The 24,079-nt window shown below is 43.5% G+C and carries 23 protein-coding genes; 8 read left to right on the plus strand and 15 right to left on the minus strand.

Annotated elements, in window-relative coordinates; genetic code table 11:
- Window positions 1-130: 130 nt before the first annotated feature.
- The 8 genes from gifA to ACTIE0_RS12620 all read right to left on the minus strand — a co-directional run bounded on the left by gifA (window position 131) and on the right by ACTIE0_RS12620 (window position 8,675).
- Window positions 131-328, minus strand: coding sequence for a glutamine synthetase inactivation factor IF7A (gene gifA / locus ACTIE0_RS12585; RefSeq protein WP_006668917.1), 198 nt, complete (start codon window positions 326-328; stop codon window positions 131-133).
- A gap of 219 nt (window positions 329-547) precedes the next feature.
- The gene (locus ACTIE0_RS12590; RefSeq protein ID WP_006668919.1) at window positions 548-2,140 is read right to left on the minus strand and encodes a glycoside hydrolase family 57 protein; all 1,593 of its coding nucleotides are present in this window, start codon (window positions 2,138-2,140) and stop codon (window positions 548-550) included.
- A gap of 177 nt (window positions 2,141-2,317) precedes the next feature.
- Entirely contained in the window at window positions 2,318-3,373 is a 1,056-nt protein-coding gene (locus ACTIE0_RS12595) for a sensor histidine kinase (RefSeq protein WP_006668920.1), read from the minus strand.
- Window positions 3,374-3,380: 7 nt separating this feature from the next.
- On the minus strand, window positions 3,381-4,280 hold the full coding sequence (locus ACTIE0_RS12600) for a HAMP domain-containing protein (protein WP_006668921.1): 900 nt from the start codon (window positions 4,278-4,280) through the stop codon (window positions 3,381-3,383).
- 311 nt (window positions 4,281-4,591) lie between these two features.
- Complete coding sequence (gene pgsA / locus ACTIE0_RS12605; RefSeq protein WP_006622833.1) at window positions 4,592-5,128, minus strand: CDP-diacylglycerol--glycerol-3-phosphate 3-phosphatidyltransferase; 537 nt, start codon at window positions 5,126-5,128, stop codon at window positions 4,592-4,594.
- Window positions 5,129-5,172: 44 nt separating this feature from the next.
- A complete protein-coding gene (locus ACTIE0_RS12610; protein WP_006622832.1) occupies window positions 5,173-6,942 on the minus strand; it encodes a serine/threonine-protein kinase in 1,770 nt (589 codons plus the stop codon).
- Between the two features lie 71 nt (window positions 6,943-7,013).
- A complete protein-coding gene (gene corA / locus ACTIE0_RS12615; RefSeq protein WP_006622831.1) occupies window positions 7,014-8,213 on the minus strand; it encodes a magnesium/cobalt transporter CorA in 1,200 nt (399 codons plus the stop codon).
- 207 nt (window positions 8,214-8,420) lie between these two features.
- The gene (locus ACTIE0_RS12620) at window positions 8,421-8,675 is read right to left on the minus strand and encodes a pentapeptide repeat-containing protein (RefSeq protein ID WP_006668922.1); all 255 of its coding nucleotides are present in this window, start codon (window positions 8,673-8,675) and stop codon (window positions 8,421-8,423) included.
- A 392-nt stretch (window positions 8,676-9,067) separates the two neighbouring features.
- Here ACTIE0_RS12620 and ACTIE0_RS12625 point away from each other — a divergent pair, with 392 nt between their 5' ends.
- The 6 genes from ACTIE0_RS12625 (at window position 9,068) to ACTIE0_RS12650 (ending at window position 15,541) form a co-directional block, all read left to right on the plus strand.
- Entirely contained in the window at window positions 9,068-9,670 is a 603-nt protein-coding gene (locus ACTIE0_RS12625) for a CHAP domain-containing protein (RefSeq protein WP_006622829.1), read from the plus strand.
- A gap of 89 nt (window positions 9,671-9,759) precedes the next feature.
- A complete protein-coding gene (locus ACTIE0_RS12630) occupies window positions 9,760-10,011 on the plus strand; it encodes a hypothetical protein (RefSeq protein WP_006622828.1) in 252 nt (83 codons plus the stop codon).
- Between the two features lie 8 nt (window positions 10,012-10,019).
- Window positions 10,020-12,128, plus strand: coding sequence for a CHAT domain-containing protein (locus tag ACTIE0_RS12635; RefSeq protein WP_006668923.1), 2,109 nt, complete (start codon window positions 10,020-10,022; stop codon window positions 12,126-12,128).
- 365 nt (window positions 12,129-12,493) lie between these two features.
- Window positions 12,494-12,868 carry a hypothetical protein gene (locus tag ACTIE0_RS12640; protein ID WP_006622824.1) on the plus strand — a complete coding sequence of 125 codons (375 nt, stop codon included), beginning with the start codon at window positions 12,494-12,496 and terminating at the stop codon, window positions 12,866-12,868.
- Between the two features lie 3 nt (window positions 12,869-12,871).
- The gene (locus ACTIE0_RS12645; RefSeq protein ID WP_006668925.1) at window positions 12,872-14,308 is read left to right on the plus strand and encodes a hypothetical protein; all 1,437 of its coding nucleotides are present in this window, start codon (window positions 12,872-12,874) and stop codon (window positions 14,306-14,308) included.
- Window positions 14,309-14,392: 84 nt separating this feature from the next.
- Complete coding sequence (locus tag ACTIE0_RS12650; RefSeq protein ID WP_008056083.1) at window positions 14,393-15,541, plus strand: glutathionylspermidine synthase family protein; 1,149 nt, start codon at window positions 14,393-14,395, stop codon at window positions 15,539-15,541.
- Here the strand turns inward: ACTIE0_RS12650 and ACTIE0_RS12655 are convergent.
- Both ACTIE0_RS12655 and ACTIE0_RS12660 read right to left on the minus strand, forming a co-directional pair.
- Complete coding sequence (locus ACTIE0_RS12655) at window positions 15,538-15,852, minus strand: hypothetical protein (RefSeq protein ID WP_006668927.1); 315 nt, start codon at window positions 15,850-15,852, stop codon at window positions 15,538-15,540. The genes ACTIE0_RS12650 and ACTIE0_RS12655 overlap by 4 nt on opposite strands.
- Window positions 15,849-16,481 carry an EndoU domain-containing protein gene (locus ACTIE0_RS12660; protein ID WP_006668928.1) on the minus strand — a complete coding sequence of 211 codons (633 nt, stop codon included), beginning with the start codon at window positions 16,479-16,481 and terminating at the stop codon, window positions 15,849-15,851. The genes ACTIE0_RS12655 and ACTIE0_RS12660 overlap by 4 nt, the downstream gene beginning before the upstream one ends.
- 79 nt (window positions 16,482-16,560) lie before the next feature.
- On the opposite strand from ACTIE0_RS12660, the gene ACTIE0_RS12665 reads away from it, so the two are divergent.
- Window positions 16,561-17,022, plus strand: a complete 462-nt coding sequence (locus ACTIE0_RS12665; protein WP_006668929.1) for a hypothetical protein — start codon at window positions 16,561-16,563, stop codon at window positions 17,020-17,022.
- Window positions 17,023-17,047: 25 nt separating this feature from the next.
- On the opposite strand, the gene ACTIE0_RS12670 is transcribed toward ACTIE0_RS12665, so the two are convergent.
- On the minus strand, window positions 17,048-17,659 hold the full coding sequence (locus ACTIE0_RS12670) for a hypothetical protein (RefSeq protein WP_006622817.1): 612 nt from the start codon (window positions 17,657-17,659) through the stop codon (window positions 17,048-17,050).
- 209 nt (window positions 17,660-17,868) lie between these two features.
- On the opposite strand from ACTIE0_RS12670, the gene ACTIE0_RS12675 reads away from it, so the two are divergent.
- The gene (locus tag ACTIE0_RS12675; RefSeq protein WP_008056081.1) at window positions 17,869-18,138 is read left to right on the plus strand and encodes an FmdB family zinc ribbon protein; all 270 of its coding nucleotides are present in this window, start codon (window positions 17,869-17,871) and stop codon (window positions 18,136-18,138) included.
- 68 nt (window positions 18,139-18,206) lie between these two features.
- On the opposite strand, the gene nadB is transcribed toward ACTIE0_RS12675, so the two are convergent.
- From nadB to ACTIE0_RS12695, 4 genes are all read right to left on the minus strand, one after another.
- Window positions 18,207-19,982, minus strand: coding sequence for an L-aspartate oxidase (gene nadB, locus ACTIE0_RS12680; protein WP_006668930.1), 1,776 nt, complete (start codon window positions 19,980-19,982; stop codon window positions 18,207-18,209).
- A gap of 66 nt (window positions 19,983-20,048) precedes the next feature.
- A complete protein-coding gene (locus tag ACTIE0_RS12685) occupies window positions 20,049-20,846 on the minus strand; it encodes an MBL fold metallo-hydrolase (RefSeq protein ID WP_006622814.1) in 798 nt (265 codons plus the stop codon).
- 56 nt (window positions 20,847-20,902) lie between these two features.
- Window positions 20,903-22,840: a peptidoglycan D,D-transpeptidase FtsI family protein gene (locus ACTIE0_RS12690; protein ID WP_006668931.1), complete on the minus strand. Its 1,938-nt coding sequence runs from the start codon at window positions 22,838-22,840 to the stop codon at window positions 20,903-20,905.
- A gap of 101 nt (window positions 22,841-22,941) precedes the next feature.
- A complete protein-coding gene (locus ACTIE0_RS12695) occupies window positions 22,942-23,520 on the minus strand; it encodes a hypothetical protein (RefSeq protein WP_006622812.1) in 579 nt (192 codons plus the stop codon).
- Between the last annotated feature and the right edge of the window lie 559 nt (window positions 23,521-24,079).

Here is a 24,079-nt window from a genome sequence, read left to right on the forward strand (position 1 = left end):
GCATAGATTGCTGACGGTTCTTGATATTTTGGTGATGACCCATCATTAACGCCCGTGCTTGGTCCTGAGTACCCATGATTTTTGTCTCCTAGTATATGGAATTAACTGATTGAAAAAGGGTTGAAGTGCTTTAACTCATTGATGAGGAACTGCGATCGTAACTCATACTTGAATTGGAGTTAGGTTTCCCTTGGATGGTGCTATAATAATCGCCCACATCGTCGATACCTACTTCTTGAGCCGAACGGTTGAGCATAGATTGCTGACGGTTCTTGATATTTTGGTGATGACCCATCATTAACGCCCGTGCTTGGTCCTGAGTACCCATGTTTTTTGTCTCCTAGTGATTTGAGTGGGTTTTTTCCCCCACGCTTACTACTATACTATAAAATTCTGTAGTCTATTTTACAGAATACCAGAAGTTTACAAAATTTAACATTAGTTTCGGGCTAAATTAGCGATCGCATTCTGACAAAAAAGCCCCAGCCCCCTTAGTGGCTAGGGTTGATAGGATGATAGGAGGGTTAGAGCGGGGGTAGGGGTGAGGCTACATCACAGGTCGATAGACCCGATAGTTAATGTTGGGGAAGATATTATCGAGAGTTTCCACCTTTTGGAGCCATCCCGCATCAATTTTACCGATCTTGATATCCTCATAAATCTTGTTAAAGCGCATGAGATGGGATTTAGTGCGGCGCACAGCATAGGGAACCATAGTCCCAGAACTGATAATAAAAGCCCAGTCAGAGGATTGAGCCAGCAGCAATTCCCGCGCCGCCTGATTGAGAGCCCGCAGTTCCAACTCATTAAGCGCTTCTCGACAAGCGAGGGAAATCATGCGCTCTGCCGCTTTATGTAAATGGGGATATATCCAGGAGTTAGTATGGTTAAGCCAATATTCATGAAATCCCTTATAACCCCAACTCGACTGAGCCGGACGACAGACCTGCTGGGTGGGGTAAGTCTGTAAATAATCAGCTAGATGGGTCATCGCGTAAACATCTTGATCAAACCAAGTCTTGCGGAACAGAAGATCTAGGAACCAAGGTCCTTCATACCACCAGTGTCCGAAAAGTTCCGCATCATAGGGAGAGACAATAATGGGGGGGCGCTGCATAATCCCCTGTAGGTGTTCAACCTGGCGCTCTCGGTTAAACATAAAATTGGCAGCGTGTTCCGCGACTTTTTGTTTAGCCCAATAGGGGTCATAGAGTTCTTTATCTGCTAGTCCTAAGTCGCGCCCAGTAATTTTGTGATATTTGATGCCCGTATTTTTCCGTTGACCGTTGGGCATGATATAGGGTTTAATATATTCATATTCAGCTTCCCAACCTAAATCTTTATAAAACTCTCTATATTCGGGAGAGCCGGGATATCCCACCTGGGAAGACCAGACCTGCTGGGATGATTCATGGTCGCGAGCAAAAACGGCGACTCCGGTTTCCGTAAAAATGGGGGCATAGGTACCAAATCGGGGACGGGGTTGGGCATAGAGTACCCCATGGCCATCGGTGAGAAAGTAGCGTAAACCACAGTCGGCTACAATCGTTTCCAAACCATTATAATAGGCGCATTCTGGCAGCCAGATACCTCTAGGGGGGCGACCAAAGTTTTCTTCGTAGTGTTCGCAGGCGACTTGGATTTGGGCGTGTACCGCTTGGGGGTACATTTTCATTAGGGGTAGATAGCCGTGGGTGGCTCCACAGGTGATAATCTCTAGGTTGTTGCTGTCTTGGAATTGCTTAAAGGCTGTAACTAAATCCCCGCTATATCTTTCCCAGAGGGTACGGGCTTCGGCAAATTCTTCAATATAATGTTTGGCTAGATAAACTAGATGGTCATTGTGTTGGTTGTGGTCAACTTCTTTCTCGACCAATTCCTGTAGTTTGGCTAAGTGTTGGTCGTAGCGTTCTTGCAAAAGCGGATCGCGGAGCATGGACACCAGAGGGGGGGTCAGGCTCATGGTCATTTTGAATTCAATGCGATCACGTTTGAGCCCTTCAAACATTTGGATCAGAGGAATATAGGTTTCGGTAATGGCTTCAAATAACCACTCTTCCTCTAATACATAGTCACTTTCGGGGTGTCTGACAAAGGGTAGGTGAGCATGGAGTACCAGGGCGAGATAGCCAATAGACATAATGATTTAGGGCAAATTAAGGATTTATAGGGAGTTGGGGTCCCGGTGGATTCACAATATGTTAAGATTTTAAATCACTATGGTAATCACAGGACAATGTTAATTCTACCGGAATTGGTCGAGCCGCGCTTTGATGAAATTGGCGATTGGGAAGCGATCGCCTGATTTCTTGGGGTGTCACATTCCCGTAAATGTGTTTTCACCCATAACTAGGGGGAAATATGCCGTAAAGGTTGACCCTTCGCCGATTTCACTGGCCACGGTGATGGCTCCTCCCATTAACTCACAAAATCTTTTGCTGATTGATAGTCCTAACCCGGTTCCTTCGTAGCGGCGGGTGGTGGAGTTATCCGCTCGCTCGAAGGGTTCAAAGATTTTGGTCATCTGTTCTGTGGTCAAGCCAATTCCCGTATCGATGACCTCAAAAGCCACCCCACCTTGTAATTGGTGTTCGTCATTCACTAAGACTGATGAGGCTAAATTTTCCCGCAGGTAGGCCGAGATTTTGGTGTCAAGCTGACCTATATAAATCACATTTAAGTTGACCAAGCCATTTTCTGTGAATTTGGCGGCGTTACTCAGAAGGTTAAGCAATACTTGTTTGACTTTGATGCGATCGGCATACATTCCCTCAACATCAGGGGTACAGTTGACTTTAAGTTGGTTATGATTTTTGGGGAATAATGGCTGCACCAGTGCTTCGATTTCTTTGATTAAGGTGGCAATATTAAAGTTTTCTAAGCAAACCGTCATCATCCCTGATTCTAATTTGGAAATATCTAAAATATCTTGAATAATAGTTAACAGATGCAGTCCTGATGCTCGAATTTGATCCAGGTCGGGAATAAAATCTGTATAGCCAAAATCCACAGCATCTTCTCGCAAAAGTTCGCTATAACCAATAATGGCATTTAACGGTGTACGCAGTTCATGACTCATGCTGGCTAGAAATTCACTTTGAGCATGGTTGGCGCTTTCGGCAGCATCTTTAGCTCGTTGTAATTCAATTTGAGCTAATTTACTTTGGGTAATATCACGGATGATTGCCAAAACTTCACTTTCTCCACTCACGACAATTCTGGCTTCAAAATGATGGCGTTTTTCATCAAAAAACCATTCATATTCAAATACTTGTACTTCCTGAGTAATTAGAGCTTTATTGACATTTTTTAGATAAAGATTAGCCAAATTATTCGGCAATAAATCATAAATACTCTGGTGTAGATAATCCAAAATTGACTTAATTAATTCGCCTAGATGCTTGAAAGTCTAAAACCAGACCCTCTTGATTAAATCTTAGCATTAAATCGGGGATAGCATTAAGCAATGCTCTGTTTTTAACCTCACTTTTTCGGAGTGCTTCCGCTCGTAGTTCTAAGCTGGTGATTAGTTGTTCCTTGCTTTCGACTAAATCTCGCAATTGTTTAGTCATTTTGTTAAAAGAATCCGCTAAAACCTGAAGTTCATCTTGGCTTTGTAAGTCGATTTTTAACTCTAAATCTCCGGCGGCTAATTCTTTGGTGGCGGCGGTCATTTGTTTAAGGGGTTCAGTAATTGAACGGCTAATTATCGAGGCGAGACAAGCTCCAGCAATGGCGGCAATCATAGCAATAATTAAACCCTGATTGCGGACGGTTGCCATTTTATTTTCTAAGGGTTGCGTCGAGAGTCCGACACTGACAGCACCCACGATTTTACCGTTGAAGGTAACGGCTTTTACTCCCAATAGTTGTTGATTGTCATACTGCCAATTCAACAGGGTTTCTGAGGTTTTCAGTAACTCCACAACCCCAGGTTTCAGGTCGATATCATTGGTAAAAATCTCCGAGTTATAGACATCTGCAATTACCCTACCTTCGGCTTGATAGATATGACCGGAAACTAAAATTTGAGCAGTTCCTAGTTGCTCCATTAGTCGGGTGAGAAACTGAACATCAGAAACTTCCAAAGGTTCAGCGGACGCAATGGAGATGGTTTCTAGTAATATATTAGCCTGTTGTTCTAGTTCTTGTTTAAAACTGTGTTGCTGAAGCTGAAGGGAAAGCCAAGTGACGCTGGTTACTACTATGATGACTAACCGGGTCATGGCTATAGTGAGTTTTTGGACTAGCGAAACTCGTTTACCCTGAAACTTTCCCATGTAAATCACCTATGATAAACCTAGTTATCAAGTTATCCAAATTGGTAGTTACGGCGTTAATTTTGGCACAACAATTGGGGAGAAAAACCATAGATAAACTCACGAGAACACCTAAAGATAAAAGCAGAAAATTATTAAGATCAAGTTATTATTGGTGTATTGACCCCCCTATACCTAACACCCTACACCCTGCTTCTAGGGGAATGCACACCTGAGAGCAGGTGTCTATAAGTATTTTAACAGAACTTGTGAATTTGTTAGGCTGTTCGGGTGGTGAAAGTTCACTGGGAAAAGTTCCGGTTTTACTGAAATTAGCTAGAATGATTTGGGGGGGTTTGTTGGCTGGGTATGGGGGGTAAAATATAAATTAGACCGGAAATTAAGGTGATGGCTACGGCGAGCCAAAATATGCCGATCGCAATTGTTTCCCAAATGGGGGAAAGGGGAGCAATTAATAAAGCAATGGCGACTATTTGCACAACGGTCTTGATTTTTCCTAGCAGGTTGGCTCCGGAAATTTGGGTTTGATTAACTCGCCACCCAGCGATCGCTAATTCTCTCCCCAAAATCAGAAACACTCCCCAGGCGGGAATTTCGCCGATTTCTACCAGTGCTAACAGGGGAGCTAATACCAGTAATTTATCTACGAGAGGATCGAGGATTTTTCCTAGGTCTGTGACTTGGTTCAGTTTTCTGGCTAGGTAGCCATCTAGCCAATCGGTGGCGGCGACGATGATAAAAATACCTAGACAGAGCCAGCGATTTTCTGGGGTCGGTTGCTCTAAAGTCCACAAGATAAAGGGAATCCCTAAGAGACGGGAGGTGGTGATTAATGTGGGTAAATTCATGGTTGATGGAATTTGGGGTTTGATGGCTATTGGGTTTGTAAAAACTATTCCCGTCGCCAAATTTTGATGGTGTTGTCACTACTACCACTGGCGATGGTGCGATGATTGGGACTGATGGCGATCGCATTAATATCTTTGGTGTGTCCTACTAGGGTATCAATGGCTTTTCCTTGGTCGAGATCCCAAATTTTGATGGTGCGATCGGCACTACCACTGACTAGCAGTGATTTTCGGTCTTGGTCGGGAGAGCGAATAAATGCAACAGTTCTCACCCAGTCTTCGTGTCCGGTTAAGGTTTTTAGGAGTTGCTGAGTTTCCATATCCCATAGTTTGATGGTGTTGTCACTACTGGCTGAGGCGAGGATTTGACTATTGGGACTAAAAGCGATCGCATTAATGTCCCGCTCATGTCCTAAAAGTTGCCCTAGGTGTTCGGTACTATTTACCTCCCATAGGTGGATAGAATTATCGCTACTGGCTGCTGCTAACAGTTCCCCATTGGCTGAAATGGCAATGCCATTAATCCCCCGCGAATGTTGTAAGGTGTGGCATAGTTGACAGGTGGAAAGTTTCCAGATTTTCACGGTTCCATCGTCACTACCACTGGCAATAATATCGCCTTTGGGACTAAAGGTGATAGACATGGAAACTCGGTCGGTTTCATGAGCCGCAATGGCGATCACTTCTTCGCTGTTTTCTAGGTTCCATAGATGAATCTGACCGTCACCACTACCCCCCGCTAAGAGTTTTCCATCTGGACTAAAGGCGATCGCCAGAATGGGTTGAGAAGATCCTAGTAAAGATATCATAAATTCTCCCGTCTGTGGTCGCCATAGTCGAATAGTGCGATCGAAACTACCTCCCGCCAAAATATTACCATCGGGACTAAAGGCGACACAAGATACAGAACTCCAATAGTCGCTCAAAGTTTGGGGACGTTTCCAACCCACACTATTTTTAGCCGAGGGGAAGCTAACTGGTTGCGTAATTACGCTAAGTTGGTTACTACGAGCATTTAGATCTTGCAGAACTTCTGACGCTGATTGATAGCGGTTATTAGTCGCATCTTCAATCAGCCGATTCAGAATTTTTGTCAGTTCATCACTGATGGGATTATTCACTAAATAATGATGCCACACCCAGCAAAATTCTCCAGTATCAAATAAGTCGAACGGTGACATTTGCGTGAGTAGATGTATACAAGTGACACCTAGACTATATAAATCACTAGCAAACGAGGCTTTTCCTCTTAGTTGTTCCGGAGCAATATATTCCGGTGTGCCAATTATAGTTCCTGTGCGTAGTAAAGCACTACCGATCGCCTCTTTAGCTGCGCCAAAGTCTACCAGCACCAATTGTCCGTTAGCAGAACGGATAATATTCTCTGGTTTGATGTCTCGGTGGATAATATTCTCGGAATGTACAAATTCTAGCACTGGCAATAAGTTAGCCAGTAGGTAGCGAATTTGAGACTCGTTAAATACTCCCCTCTTGGCGAGGATTTCCGATAAATTATCACCCTCAATATATTCTAGCACCAAATACTGGCTATTGTCAACTTTAAAGTAATTAAAAATTTGGGCGATTTGTGGATGTTTACCGAGATTTTCTAAACGGGTGGCTTCTAGTTCAAATAGTTCCGAGGCTTTGGCGAGACTTTCCCGACCTTTCCATTGGGGGGAGAAGTGTTTAACCACACAGGGAGAATTAGCCGAATTTTGCTGATCTATGGCTAAGTATGTGGTACTAAATCCCCCTTCTCCTAAGCATTTGATGATTCGATAGCGTCCAGCAATTATCTGTTCAGTTTTCATAGTAAGTTAGCTGTGAAGGTGAACAAAAAACAGTCAAATAGTGGCTATTTGCGGAATTACCCAGATTTTCACTAATGGTCGCGGTCAAATTGGGAGAAATCATTAAACCAACCTCGTTTCCAAAAAAAGTAAATTAAACTACCCGCCATAATTGCCATTAATGCTAGGGATATTGGATAACCATAATAGGATTTTAATTCTGGCATATTCCAGGGGGAGGTTTCCGGGTCAAAGTTCATTCCATAGACACCGACAACAAAGGTTAGGGGAATAAAAATTGTCGAGATGACCGTTAAAACTTTCATGATTTCATTCATGCGGTTTCCCATAGACGACAGGTAAATACTAATCAGATCTGAGGCTAACTCCCGGTAAGTCTCCAGCATATCGCGAATATTGACTGTATTATCATAACAGTCTCTCAGATAAACTCGCACTTTTTTGCTGACCAATTTATTTTTGTCGCGAATCAGGATATTTAAGGATTCTCGCTGATACCAGATCGCGCGACGTAAAACAATCAGATCCCGTTTCGTTTTATAGATATTCTGCATGGTTTTGGATTGTGGCTGAAACAAAACCTCATCCTCTAAATCTTCTAGCATATCGCTATAGACTTCTAAGACCGGGAAAAATTCATCAATAATCGCGTCTAAAATAGCATAAGCCAGATAGTCCGTGCCATATTTGGTAATATTACCTTGATTTTGGCGAATCCGATTTCTGACAGGTTCTAAACAGTCATATTTAGGCTTTTCTTGAACTGTGATTACATAATGTTCCCCTAAAATAATACTAACCTGTTCTTTATGTAATTTTTGAGACCGGGGACTTAACATGACCATCCAAGCGATAATTACTACATGATCGGGATTGTCATAATAAACAACTTTCGGACGCTGAGGAACATTCACCACATCTTCTAAAGCAATGGGATGAAGGTTAAAAATTTCGGTCATCTGTCGCCAGGTTTCTAAGTTTCCTAAACCTTGTATATCTAACCAGGATATACATTCAGAATCATGATAACGAGTATATTCTGAGGGACTGTTGATGATAGTACGCATAGCAGTAGTCTGGTTGTACTCAATGACTACCAGTTGAGGAGGAACTGCATCACTTTTCAGGTCTAGGGTTCCGGGGAGGGTTCCGGGTTCGTCAAAAAAATAGTCTAACTCTGATTGTTCTTCGTCTTCTTCGGTGATTTCTAATTCTGGGTCGGGACTAGATGGGGGTTTGACATTTGAGGTCATAAAATATGCGATCGCCATAAATTACTATGATGATTATTGTATCGAAATTCCCTCTAAGTTTAAATAGGCGATCGCAGTTGCGGGATGACCAATTGTTTAAATTATGGTTAACAAGTTAATTTCACTAGCCAGATTGAGTCTATCCCATATCATTAAATCATAATTTATCTCAGACTAACTGTGGACGCAACACTATTTCAGTCGTTGCGTCCCGATTTGCTTCTTTCAATAGTTGGCGATACCTAATTCTTGTTGAAGAGATTGATGATAACGAGCAGATTGCCAATTTACAGCCTGTTTAATTTGGGAAACCCGCAAATTGCGAACCTGACTAAAATCAGCATCTTGCAGATTAGCACCCTCAAAAATAGCGTGTTCTAAATCTGCCTTACCCAAATTAATACCCGCCAAATTAGCATTAGTCAGATCCGCACCTTTGAGATTAATAAAAAACGACTTTTTGGAACCATTAGCTTTCATGATACTGTCTCCCCAGATTTGGTGCTTTGATATAGCAGTTACCAGGACAGTTATTAAACAGACCACTGACGCTAAGGGTAGAGTCCTTTTAACTCCTGATTCCCGGCTCCCTGTTATGGTTTCCATTATGCGGCAGATGACAGACAATTTCTGTGATATTATGGCTAAAGGTTGGTGAATTTGATCAATTCGGAGAGTGATTTGAGTGGACTAAGACAGTGATCTAGATCAATACTGTTGTAAAATGATGGTGGCAGCGGAGATTTTTAGTAGTGCCAGGGGTTCTGGGTATCAGGACAGTTGAGAAACTGTGCTAATTGGAGACCAAAAACTAAACTAATGATTTGATAATTGAGATATAACTAAGATAAATAGTAAAGGAAAATTCTACCATGACGACAGCAAATGATGTTCTGCGAGTGGCTGTGGCGGAAATAGGCTACACTGAATCACCCCCACACAGTAATCAAAATAAATATGGTCAGTGGTATGGTATGAATCATGTGCCTTGGTGCGCGATTTTCGTGTCCTACTGCTTCGATCGCGCGGGTCTGACCCTACCAATTCGCACCTCCAAAGGATTTGCCTATTGTCAAGATGGGGTACATTGGTTTCAGAGACAGGGCCGATGGTTTTCTCAGCCACAGGTTGGGGATGTGGTATTTTACTGTTGGCAGGGGGACGGTATCTCTGATCATGTGGGAATTGTAGAAACTATTCATTCTGATGGTAGTGTCACCAGTATTGAGGGTAACACAGCGGTTGGTAATGAATCTAATGGCGGAGCAGTCATGCGTCGCCAACGTCGTCCTGGGGGGATTATGGGTTATGGTCGTCCGGCTTATAAACAACAGCCTACACCAGCACCTGCAACCCAAAACACTACTCCAACTCCCCCGACTCCTGAAACCAGTCAACCCACGCCAACTGATACAGTCCCAGAATATCACCGCAACCTCTTAGATGCTTTGACTCGCCGTGATTCTTCTTCTTAGTAAAAAAAACCCGGTTCTCGAAAACTGGGTTTATGAGTGCTTCTTGGTATCTAATCACTAACTGTTAATACTTACCACATCAGAGGATTATGCCACCAGCTAATTTTCATCAAGTTTTGGAACTAGCAGAGTCTCTGTCGGAGTCCGAGCAAGATTTTTTAATTGAAATTCTGCAAAAACGATTATCCGAAAAAAGGCGGAAAGAAATTGCTGAGAGTATTGTTGAGGCTCATGCTGAATATAAACAGGGTAAAACTCAACCAGTGACTGTTGATGATTTAATGGCGGATAAAGAAACCCGGTTCTCGAAGAAACCGGGTTTCTCTGGGGTTGACACTTAGCTATAGTGATGCTATACTTAGATTTGAAAATAATCGCCATATTCAGGAAGCGTGGGATTATTATTGTGATATTTGGCGATTTAATAGCAAAATTCCCGTTAGGTCAGCGTGCCGAGAATATTGAAAAGGCGATCGCTTACTATCAAGACGCTTTAGAAGTGAGAACCCGCCAAGCTTTTCCTTACAATTATGTAGAAACATCATTTAATTTAGGGGTTGCTTATCAAGAATTAAAACAATGGCAACTCGCTTATGATACCTTTGATAATGCCATTGAAACCGTCGAAGATATCCGGACAGAAATTGTTAAAGGGGGAGATGCAGATAAACAGAAATTAGCCGAAGAATGGCAGACGCTTTATCAACACATGGTCGAAGTTTGCATCGAACTGAAAAACTATACCGCCGCCATTGAATATGTGGAACGCAGCAAAACCTGTAACCTGGTTGAACTCATGGCAACCCGTGACCTTTACCCCAAAGGCGATATTCCCCAAACCGTCCTCGATGAACTCACCCGCCTGCGTGGAGATATCGAAACCGAACAACGTCGCCTGGAAATTGAAGAACGCAACCGCGACAACTTTGGCGGCACAACAATGGGAGAACGCGGCGCTAATGTCACCACCGCGCCAACTTCACCGCCAGACCGCAGCCGCCTCCACCAACTTCAGGAACAACTCGATCGCCTGATTAACCTTGATATTACCCCCATTGACCCGGAATTCCGCCGCACCCAAAAGGTTCAGCCTATGCCTTTTGCAGAAATTCAAGCGTTAACAGGGGAAAATACGGCGATTTTAGAATGGTATATTTTGAGCGATCGCTTTTTGGTGTTTATCGTCACACCCCCGACAAAACCCACCGCAACCGACGGGGAAAGGGTGACACTCTGGCAGTCTAGTCCAGCAGATTATCAGCAATTAATCCAGTGGGCTAATGACTACTTAAATGCTTATCAAAACCGCACGAGTCAAAATTGGCAAAATAGCCTGATTTCCCGCCTGCAAAAACTGGGGGAAATTCTCCATATTCATGAACTGCTCGCGACTATCCAGAAGACGGCTAACAAATGCGATCGCCTGGTTTTAATTCCTAACCGCTTCCTGCATTTATTCCCCCTTCACGCTATCCCCCTCTCGGTATCGGGGAGAAATATCACCTATTTAATGGATCGATTTTCCGGCGGGGTTAGTTATGCACCCAGTTGTCAACTTCTGCAAACGGCAAATAATCGCGATCGCCCGAATTTTTCGGAACTTTTTGCCATCCAAAACCCCACCGAAGATTTGGAGTTTACCAACTTAGAAGTTCAGACCATTTCCAGCGATTTTCAACCCCAGACTATTTTAGCTCACAAAAAGGCGACCAAAACCGAGTTAAATTCTGCACACCAAAGGAAACTAAAATCAGCCCATTGTCACCATTTTTCCTGCCACGGTTATTTTAATTTTGCCAATCCCCTACTGTCCGCTTTATTACTCGCCAACTGCTACCTAGAACCGCCTCCCTCGCCGATTGACCGCAACTGCCACCTACCTGTTAATGATAACAAAACTGTTGATTTAAGTCAATGTTTAACGTTGGGGGATGTGTTTACTTTCGATTTGGGTTGCTGTCGGTTGGTGACGCTTTCCGCCTGCGAGACGGGGTTGATTGATATTCTCTCCAACAGTGATGAATATATCGGCTTACCCAGTGGCTTTTTGGTGGCGGGTTCGACTAATGTGGTGAGTTCCCTTTGGGCGGTTAGTGATATTTCCACGGCGTTATTAATGATTCGGTTTTATGAATTATTAAGGGATGGATATAATGTAGCGATCGCTTTAAATTCTGCCCAAAAATGGTTAAGGAATGTCACGAAATCCGATTTATTAAATTGGATAAAACCCGCCCACAAAATGAAGTTAAGGATGTCTTTACAACAGATAAAAGATGATCAACCCTTTGCTTCTCCCTACTACTGGGGGGCATTTTGTGCGGTGGGGAAAGTTACAGAAACCCGGTTTCTCAAAGAAACCGGGTTTCTAAATTCGATGTCATTTAAAATACTGGCTAAAATTTCGGGAGTCAATCCGTTATCAACTGCTTTTTTTCCGATTTCTGTCATGGTTTGACGCAGCTTGTTTGTCGCTGATGTCCTGGAAAGCAATTGATTTTTTAGCACAAAAGCAATCTTCGTCTCTATCTGTAGCTTTTCGAGTTGGTCAGCATGGCGATAATATTCGGCGATATCAATCGGAACTTTAATAGTGATTTCTTTTAAGTCGGTCATGTTGTTTTCCTCAAAGCACTATATAAATGGGGATTTTTAGGGGTTCGCAAAGCTAATTTTAATGGTTGAGACACCCCCTACCCTATTCTATCATCTGGGATTACCCATTGTCTATCTAACCAAAGTCCCAGAAACCGGGTTTCTAAATTCGCACCCAAACCAGAAATCTGATACAATGGATATAATGATGCGTTTTCAAATAAGTCTATGTCTTTTGAGGAACAAAACTTAGCCGCTTTTGTCCAACTCCTACAGGAACAGCCTCAATTGTTTACCGACCCAAAACGTCAAGAACTACTTAAGTTAATTGAACCCTTAGCAGATGATACTGAAACCTTATCTAGTGCTATATCTATGTGGTATGAACAATATAATAATATTGTGAATAGTCAGTTTCAAATATTGAACAACTATATTTATAGCCAGCAGTCAGAACCCAGTGATCAACGTTTAGCCGGAACTACTAGCTTCTCTTCAACTCCTAGCCAACCTCGAATCACTAAAGAGTTATTAAAAAATAGCATTGTGCAAAGTCAGCCAACTAAGCAAACTCCCCCCAAGAAATCATCAACTGATAATTAATAGATGGTCGCCGATACTCAGTTAGAGACTGTGAAAAACCCGAAGCTAACCTTAATCGCCTTTCAACTGCGAAACATTTTGCAGTCGGGAGATGAACCCATTGAAACATCAGACCATCTGTGGGAAAAATGCCGGGAATTGGGAATTAAATTGGGTTCTCCTCAGTTAAAAGACTTGATTAAACAAATCCAGAAACCTGACGGGAAAATTGATTTTGCGTCAACGGATAATAACTCCGACCATATCCCACTGTTGAAACCTGACCCAGATACCTTTTTATATTTCTATGGGAAACCGGATGCTAATTATCCTCAAATTCAGGGGGGAGTGTATCCGCTGCAAATTCATGATACCTACGCCGTTGATATTACTTTTTATCGACCGGAAGCAGTTGTGAAAGTCTCGGAATTGCAGACATTTATCAATCCCCACAATTGCTTAAATCCCGATTTTATCCAATCTGATTTGGGACAAACTCTCCTATTTTGGGCTGAACCCATGGCGGCGGAAAATAAAAGCGATCGCCATTTCCTCAAGGCTTGTATTCGGGGATTATTTCCCACCCCAGAAGCCGAACTTTTATTAAAACATCCCCCCAGTGAGGGTCAGTTATTCGGGAGTCCGATTTTTGAATATCAAACCCCTACCAATCATCTATTAATCTGGTTGAATAATTCCCCGGAAACTCAACAGTTAGAAAGCCAAGGGGTATATTATGAACCCTTGATTAATCTATTATGTTGTCGCCATAAAATCCTCTATGCTTATCGCCAGTCCCGTTGGTGTAATCAACAGGCGAAACAACTCTATCAACAATTATCCCCCCATCTCAAAATCCTTGAGGAATTACCAGAACCCACCCCGCCAAAACTAGAGATTTTAAAGCAGGAATTAACCAAACTACCCCGACTATCCTTTAAATATTTCAACCATATTCAAGAGATTAAACTCCACTTAAACACCATTGAAACCAACTTAAAAAACTATCAAACCTGTGTGAAAGAACTGGAAGATATCGCCTTACCTGAAGATGACTTGCCTTTTTTGCATGAGTTTCAAGCCAAAGCCATAAGTACATTTATCGAACAAATAGAAGTCGATTTAGAGTATTTAATCCCCGGACAAGACTTGTTTTCAGAACTGATTAACACCATTCGCGGATTAGTAGAAATTGAACAAACAGAATGCGATCGCTCCTTAGAACACACCATCCAAATTCTCGGGGCTGGACTGGGTGCGGGAGGTATTGTCGCTTCGGCGGTTTCCGGTCATATTGAACAAGGTTTCCTGGTGAAAGATGACCAAAATCAATATATCTTAAATCCCGGAATTTCTGCCTTATTTTGGAGTCTTTTCGTCTTCCTGCTAGTCGGTGGTGTGGTCGGTTCTATCAATGGTGGGTTACTTGAGTGGTATAATAACTACTTGAAAAAGCGATAACCATCAAGGCTGAGGAATTTAAGGTTTTTTTAAGATTTTCCCCTTGACAAACCCCCTCTGATAGCATATTCTAGTAATCAGACTATGGTAAGTTCAAAAATGCAGCGTATTTCAATCACACCTCGTTCTGACTGGCAAGACAAATGCGACGAGGTGGGATTTCATTTCTACGAACTAGATGGATTGTATTGGAACGAAAGGGTTTGTTATCAATTTACCAGCGAACAAATTGACGAAATAGAAGCGGCTACCCAGGAACTACACGAACTCTGCTTAGAAGCCGTTGATTGTATTGTGTCGGAACAACGTTATCAGCAACTGTCAATCGACCCAGATTTTTTTGAACTATGTTGTCGGTCTTGGACGCGGGAAGACCTGAGTTTATATGGTCGGTTTGACTTGGCTTATGATGGCGTTAACCCCCCCAAATTACTGGAATATAATGCCGATACTCCGACGGCTTTGTTAGAAGCCAGTGTGGTACAATGGATGTGGTTAGAAGAGGTTTTTCCTGATGCTGATCAGTTTAACTCAATTCATGAAAAATTACTAGCCCAATTCCAGACAATTTACGAAAATTCACCCCCACAAGGAAAGTATCTACATTTCACCTGCGAACGGGATACAGAGGAAGACTTGGGGACTGTTGAATATTTAAGAGATTTGGCGATGCAAGCAGGTTTTGAAACCAAACATCTATATATAGATGAAGTGGGTTGGGATTCTCATAGGATGTGTTTTTGTGATTGGGAATATAAGCCAATTAAGTTAATGTTTAAACTCTACCCTTGGGAGTGGATAGTTGATGATGAATTTAGCCAGTTTCTGCTGAATGAACCGATGCAATTGCTAGAACCACCCTGGAAAATGATTCTCAGCAATAAGGCGATTTTACCAATTCTCTGGGAATTATTTCCAGATCACCCTAATTTATTACCTGCTTATTTCGATTCTAGCCCCCTGCGACATCCCTACATCAGTAAACCTATTTTCTCCCGAGAGGGTGCTAATATTAGCATTTATTATGGCGATCGCACTTATCAAACCCCAGGGATATATCAAGATGTACCCGTGATTTATCAAGCCTACTTTCCCCTCCCAGAATTTCAAGGTTGTTATCCGGTGCTGGGTTCTTGGGTTATCGGTGGGGAAGCAGCCGGGATTGGTATTCGAGAAGATCGTACCCCCATCACCCAGAATACTAGCCAGTTTATCCCCCATTATTTCATCTAACTTTCAAGTTTTTCTTGCCAGCATAAAATAGCCTGTTTAAACTCATTGAGAGAGATAGTTTCGATGGGTTCATCATCTATAATCAAATTCTCAATGGTCACATTTTGGGGGGACAAACTCACATAATAAGCATTACCAGAACAGATACAATCAGCAATTTCGCCATTTTCTAACGCCGCAATTTGATTGCAGATATGCCTAACATATTCGCAGTTATCTTGAACATCCAAAGTTAAAAATTCCACTACCAGGCGGTGGGCGTTACTTTGTTGTTTCCACTCTGACCAGTCCCAATTAGTTTCCATACTCATCTTGACAACCTTAAAGGAAATCCTGTGTTAATTTTACCATCTGAATTAGTAGCCCCAACGACGACGTATTGGCTGCCATCATTAGCCTGACAAAACCGATTATCTCCGCCGCTAGGGCTATTATAGCCACACCAAGCCCAATTAGGAGCGTTAGAAGGACATGATATCCTATTGTCGGCGGCGTGAGCAATGGAGTTAATTACCTGTGTGGGAGTACAGCGATCGGGAAACATAGTCGAAAATTTGGTGGCTTGAGATGACCCTTGATAAGTCCATTCTCCTGCGTAAATACCCTGACTATTGGCGGGTTGGGTAATGTTAAATCTGGCAACAGTGGAGGGATTTCTTCCCCCAGGACGCGAATGAAATCCTACCAGTCTCCCCCGTTGATTCAGCTCCCCACAAAAAATATGTGTATGATTAACTTGTCGGTTATTATAGGCGGCTACCCAATGGCTGGAATTTAAACAGTTACTCGCTTTTCCGGGTTCACTAGCAGCAAACACCAATATAGCCACTGTTGCCATAAATAGCCCTAAAATGTTGATTAATTTGGCGACCTTCCGCCTAGGGGTTGTGGTTTTCATTTTATGGATGGTATGGTGATGATCACTGTTATATGATAACATAATTTTAGGCAATTTTCCAGGGTAAGATGATGGGAGCAGATCCCAGTCTGTAAACAGTATTGAGAAATTTTGGGCTAAAATGAGCGATCGCCTGTGGGTTAGAAAATTTACCCCTACCAGGAAATTACCTATAATCACTGTAATTATACCTTTATTAGCATTGACGTTATGGGGATGTTCTCCGGTGGGAATAACACCAACACCCACCTTAATTCAACAAGCCCTAACCATACAGATTAAAGAAATCCATCAACAACTCAAGCTACAATCAGATTTTGCCAGGTCTCCCCAATCATTTAAAATCACACGGGTAGCCATCTCGAATATGGAACCAATAATGATTAACAACCTCCAAGGATTTAAAGTTGAGGGAACCTATAACCTGAGTGTTAAATTTAGCGATCGCTGGTGGCGGGAACAGCAGAACCGATTTCAGATTTACCTACAAAGACAAGCCCAAGGTAGAATCTGGAGATTAGCACGTTTAGAAAATCAGACAAATCGATGGTCTACAGTGCCAATTCCCCATCGACGTTTTTAGGGATATCAGCCTGATTAATCATAACTTATCCCAAACGATGATTACTTTCCATTTCCCAGGGTTCCGATTTAGCATCAGTCAACCTGGGATTATTGCTAGGCTTTAAAACCGATTGAATAGTCCGCAAAAAACGATTAGGCTGACCAGATTTCATCGCCTGACGTTCCTGGACTTTTTTCGCCAAATGTCGCATAACCGAGGCATCTAATTCATCAATAAAGTGTTCGGCAATGCGTTCTCCGACACATTCGATCGCCTCGGAATATTGAGCCATTAACAGGTCAACGGTAGCCGCCGCACCATCCACCATTTCATCATCAGATGTCGGGGTAGTTTCCGCCGAGGAATTGGGGGAATGAGAGGAATTATTAACAGGTTGTGGAGGCTGATAATTAGTACGATAAGGACGGCGGTTAAGTAGATTTTGATATTCATCAATAGTCATCCCCAAATTATGAAGGTGATGATGAACATGATCCAGCAAATCGATTTCTTGAGGGGAATAGGTGCTACGATTGCCATTTAATCCGTGCAGTGTTGCCCAGGTTTTGAGGAGGCTAGTATCATTAATGTGATATCGGTCTAATAATTGAGTAGTGGTTAAATCCGTCTCCGGGGTAGGCTTAAAATCACTCATCTAAATTTCTCCTTAAAACTAGATCTCAGACAACCAGACCAGGGTTGAGACCCACCAGAGTCCGTAAATCATCCCTAACCCCGGTGGGGCTTCATCGCTACGACATAGATTATCATCAATAGGGCCGTGTCGTTCAAATTTTATGTAAATTTTAAGTTTTTATGGTAAAAATGAATATAGGGCTTCTTTATCTGTTTGAGAAAACTGCTATGCCAATCTACGATTATTTGTGTCCTAGCAATAACCGCAAGATTGAGGTGATGCACAGTATCAATCGGGAGGTGAAAACCTGGGGCGAGGTTTGTCAGTTAGCGGGTTGTGAAGTGGGGGATACCCCAGAAGATGCACCCGTCCGTCGCCTCTTGAGTTCACCCATGCTGTCTATTCCCACTTCTAATGCTGATTACAGAAATGCGGGGTTTACCAAGCTAGTCAAGCGAGATAAGGGGGTTTATGAGAATGTGACCGCCCAAGATTAATCGACTCCTAAATGAGTATCGCCATGGATTAACCCTCTCCTACTAATGGGATGGCTAATCCTGGTTAATCATTTCGTCGGTAGATTAACCCGATTCACAGTATGAATTTGCCAATCTGGGCTAGTTTCTGGGTAATCTAGGCGGTAATGTCCCCCTCGGCTTTCCTTGCGAAAAGTGGCACTTCGCAGAATCAAATATCCGATATCTAACAGGTTGAAAGTTTCCGCCAACGCTTTCAAAGTTTTGCCCGATTCAGGAGATAATAACTGCATATTTTGCCGAGGATTCATGGTCAGCAAATATTTACTGATTTGTAATTTTTGCAACTCCTTGCGCCAATTTAAAACAATGGGGATAGCTGCTTCTAGGACGGTTTGGGTCCGACAAATTCCGGCACTTTCCCACATCAAAGCCGCCAAACTGTGGCGAATTTCCTCCATTTTCTCTAATTCTTGAGTATAATCAGATTTACCTTGCACCAATATCATGGAAGGTGTATAATCGATATATTTATGGTCAGTCAAATCCATTTCAATTTTGGATAATTGAGAAGCAAAAACCAAACACTCCAATAGGGAATTACTAGCCAAACGGTTAGCGCCGTGAACTCCGGTGCTGGCAGTTTCTCCAATGGCATATAACCCTGGCATAGAGGTGCGATTCATTAAATCACAGGTAATACCTCCCATCCAATAATGGGCAGCAGGAGCCACAGGCATAGGTTCATTAAAGACATCAATGCCCCAATGTTGACAGACGTTAATAATATTCGGAAAACGATGGCGAATTTGATCTGGTGGTATGGGTCGCATATCCAAATACACATTATCCTCAGCGGGGTGATCTGAGGTTTTTTGTAGGTGCATAAAAATGGCGCGACTCACGACATCTCTAGGGGCTAATTCCCCGGCTGGGTGATAGTCAAAGGCAAAACGCCGCCCTTGGCGATCGATTAAATGAGCCCCTTCTCCTCGCACAGCTTCACTGATTAAAAAATGGGGTGCGCCGGGTTTCATTAAGGCTGTGGGGTGAAATTGGAAAAATTCTAAATCTCGGACCGCAGCCCCCCCTCGCCATGCGATCGCAATGCCATCTCCGGTGCTAACTTCAGGGTTAGTAGTTTTGGCGAAAACTTGACCGCCGCCACCAGTGGCTAATACGACAGCCTTAGCTTGTAGCCAGCGAATTTGACTTTGATACAGGACACTAACACCCTGACAACGCCCAGTTTGAGGATTTTGCCATATACTTAAAGCGATCGCCCCAGAAACCACCTGAATATTAGGGCGTTTCAATACCGTAGCCATGAGGACATCAACGATCGCCCTTCCCGTAGTGTCGCGGGAGTGGAGAACCCTGGGATAAGAGTGGGCGGCTTCTAGGGTAGTGGCTAATTTTTCTCCAGTGCGGTCAAAGTCCACACCCAAATTCACTAAAAACTCGATCGCCTCCGCCGCATGGTCTACCAAAAACTGTACAGCTTGGCGATCGCATAATCCCGCCCCCGCCTGTAAAGTATCCTCCAGGTGTAATTCTGGCGTATCTGGGGGATAAATAGCCGCCGCAATGCCACCCTGAGCCCAGGGACTAGAGCCACTTCCCAGGCTATCTTTAGTAACTAAACCGACGCGCAAATGAGGCGGAATGCAAAGACTGGCATAGAGTCCAGCCGCACCACTTCCCACCACAATGATATCAAATTGATTAGGAATTTCCTCCGCCGACTCCGAGAACTCCGAAGTGGGGTTGGGGTTATGTTTCATGCTGTTAAATTCGACGCTTCCAACGAGTATATCGATTCTTTTCTGGAATTTCAGCAATTGCCGAAAAAAGCCTAGGGCCATGGACACCATCCACCCCAGACCAGGGGCGGCGGTGTGCTACCCATTATCTATCACCCATTACCCCCATTATTTAGTTGGCATTTCTACCAAAAATTTACCATCTTCAAAAACAAAAGTTTGCCCCCGTTTAATAAACCCTTGAAAGCCATCCTGTTGAGGATTAGGCAGCGAACCTGGCGGGTAGTGATACAGCCAAATTTTATTTTTAATCTTGTCGGGTAGGGTGATAAGTTCCTGATAGTGAGCATGAACACCCCCAGTAACTGGAGCCGTATTGCAATCATGAAAAATCAGATTAGCACTTTCATAAAAACCCTGCAATTTTTGCGGACAATACTTAGTATCCGTAGTCAAAAACACCTCAACTCCCCCCACGGAGAAACTCAGACCATAACTAGGAACATCCTGATATTTGTCTTGAATATGAATAGTAGGAACCAAAGTAAAATCAACCCCTTCCCAAGTAAAACCAGACCCCGGAGAAATCGGTTCAATATCAAAATAGGTTTCTAATGTAGCCAAATCATCTTCAATAGAAGTCATACTTCCCGCCAGACAATTATTCCATACCAGGTCAACCAGTTCTTGGCTCAGGTAAAGTTTAGGGCGTGAGCAATTAGGGTCAAATTTAGTCGTAAACCCCATATATTCCAAGCCTCCCGTATGGTCAGCATGAATATGGCTAATATAAATATCAGTAACATCTCGATAAGACCATCCCAACTGATACAGAGAATGTCGCAGATCACTCCCACAGTCAATCAACAGTTTCCGATTATTTTCTGCTACCAGCATCATATTAGATTGAAAGTTATCAGCCCCCACGGTAAAGGCTGAACCCGAACCTAAAAATATTAGCTTCATGACATGATCAGGTCGATGGATGTTCAAATTTAATCATATAGCCTGGTGAAGTCCCACTAAAACTTAGATGGGGGTATCTGTTCAACTTTAATCAGCCCCTCCATTACTGACCTAACAATGGGAGCAGCCACCAATCCACCACTTCCCCCTTCTGGTTCATCCACTACCGCTACAACTACATAGCGAGGGTTGTCCACGGGGATAATACCAACAAAGCTGGCAATATAAGCCCCCTGATAATAACCACCCGTAGAACTAGCTTTTTGAGCAGTTCCGGTTTTTCCAGCAATGCGATATCCGGGAATGTGGGCATTTTTACCAGTCCCATCCGTAACTACAGTTTCCATCATCTCCAAAACGGTTTGGGCGGTTTCTGCGGAAAAAACCTGCTCCGGTTGTGGGATGGAAGTTTGCAAGTAGGACTGTCCCTGGCTATTAAACAACCCTTGTACGACATGGGGTGTTACCAACTTACCACCATTGGCTAAAGTAGCATTGATTTGGGCTAATTGCAGAGGAGTAATCGACAATCCCTGACCAAAGGAACTGGTAGCAATCTCAATCGGTACATTCACAAAGTCTTCAGCACTTTTCAGCAGACCAGTCGCCGCAAAGGGTAAGTCAACATTAACGACTTTCCCCATACCTAGACGCTGTAGACCCTGATAATAAACTTTTGGGTCCAGGCGTTGCACAATCCGCACCACGCCGATATTACTCGAATATTTGACGATATCGGTAATCGACACATTGCCCCTAGCACCTGCGGAACTATAATCAGCATTAGAGATAGTCCAAGGTCCGATCTGAATGCTACCTTCATCATTAATGTAACTATCTGGTGCGATCGCCTTAGCCTCTAAAGCTAAAGCCACTGCTATCGGCTTAAAGGTAGAACCGGGTTCATATAAATCCGTCAAAGCCCAATTTTTAAATAGTTCCTTGTCAAACTTATAGTAATGATTAGGATCATAAGAAGGCTCATTCACCAACGAAAGTATAGAACCATCTTCGGCATCCATAACAATCACAGTTCCCCGTTTGGCGTTAAAAGCCTCCACCTGTTCCGCTAGGGTGCTGCGGACAATGCGCTGCATACGAGAATCAATGGTTAGCCGCAATTCTAGGTCATCCATTTGGATAAAACCCCCAGCCAGTTGAGAGGGAACCCATGCGCCATTTACCGCCCGTTGGAACAGCAGGGAAGGCATACTACGTTTAAGCAGGTTTTCCTGACTATACTCAACTCCGGCTTGACCTCGGCCTTCTTTGTCTACATAACCGACAACATCAGCAGCTAAATTTTGTTGGGGATAAAGTCGCCGCCGCTCAGGAACTAATTCTAAGCCATCAATCTGTAATCGGAGAATCCTGCGCCTCACCTGTTCTGATAACCCATCCGCCACCTTTAGACCACTCTGGGCTACATTAAATAAATTCAGCAGTTCCTGAGTGGTGGGACTGCTTAGATCAGTCCTTACCACTACTCCGGCTAGTTGCTGGGCGATTTCCTCCGGCGGGCTTTTAAACAAAACTGGGTGAGCATACAGGGTATATATCTGCTGATCAAAAGCCAGAATTGTACCATTGCGATCGCTAATGGGACGACGGGGAATAAACGGTAGAGAACGCTGTTGTTGCTGATATTGAGCTTTTTCTTGCAGAAAAGGACCTTCGATGATTTGCAGATGAAATACGCGAATACCTAGCCCTAAAATTCCCGCCAGTAGGATTAACCACACCAAGTACAGGCGAACCGGACTACATTTAGCGGACTTAATCGGCTTTGGCCTCCTGTGGGAGACTCTGCTAGAGGGTTTAGAGATTAGATTTTTTGGGGGATGGTAAACACTAGCAGAACCTGGCGATCGCATAGTGTCGCCTTGGCTGTATCGCTTCTTGATTCTGCCCCGTAATGGTTGACGATTACCACGGGAAGAAAAACCAGATTCATGCGATCGACTCGAACCCGAAGAATAATCAGAAGAAGCCATTGGCTATTTCACCCTGCTAGTATTAACCAACTGTGTTCGATCTTTACGCGCCATTGTCCCAGAAGCACTCCTATCATGGGTCGAGAAGCATTACCTGACTGCTAATAAGCCAAAGGCCGATTTGTTTGAGGAGGCGAAGACCAGGGAGGATTGACAATCGAGGAAAGTTCTCGCCCCGTAGCTGGACGCGGAGGGGCTGGTTGCACATATATAATATTATCAGGGGTAGGAATTTCCAAACCCGCATCAGGGTCACCGGCCGATTCTACAATAGTATGTTTGAGTATTTCCTTAGCCAGGCGCAGTTGTTGCTCTTGTTGTCGCAGATGTTCTAGTCTCGGATATTGTCCTGTCCAGCGAGACTCCCCATAAACCTTCAGCCCATAGAAAGTCATAGCACCCCCCATCAAAACACAGGCTGCGATCGATGACAGTTGTTTAACAGTAATTAGAGATTTTAACCATAGGGGTAGTTCCTGCGTCCTGGGCAGAACTTCCACCACTGTAGTTTGAGCCTCTATGGTGCTGATGGGAGGTTCCTGTCGGGAGTAGGGAGCCGGTTTGACCCGGTTCTGACGAATGCGATCGAGAGAAACCACATTGTGAGGATTTTGGACTACAACAAAAGGGTTCACCTCGACCCGTTTACTGGGGCGGCGGGGTTTAAACGCAACAGCCATCACTTACACCTGATCACAATGTTTAGTTACTTAGTTTTGCCCAGACCTGATCCGGCAACCACAAAAACCTACTGTTATAGTACCACAGATGATATGCTCTGGTATATCTTGAACAATTAATTAATTTTGGCTGATAAATTAAATGTCCCAAGTTTCACCCAGCTTTGTATACTTGTGTTAAATTAGCCACCAATCCAAATGCCCGATTTTGTAACGGCAATACTTGGGGGGAAACTCCTGGGACCTGATCGCGGCTCAAATTCACCGAGCAATTAGCCAATTGGCGATCGAGGAATTAAGGCTGATTGGAACCGATGATCTAGCTGACAGTTGACCAATGTGGTTGTGTGCTGCCTCCAGAACACACACCGAAACCTGGCTGGCTACCCCATAGCCTAAATGCCTTTTTCGATCTAGGGACTGTAGGTTCAGAACCGCGTTTCTGTGCTGGCAGTCGAAGAAATCCCATTAAATTGAATTTGTGGGAGCATGATTTAATCTCAAATTAGGTTAACATTTTACGGCAATACGGTATAATACCAAGTATGGTGCGAGACCT

The sequence above is a fragment of the Limnospira sp. genome (genome assembly GCF_051859755.1).
GTDB lineage: Bacteria > Cyanobacteriota > Cyanobacteriia > Cyanobacteriales > Microcoleaceae > Limnospira > Limnospira fusiformis.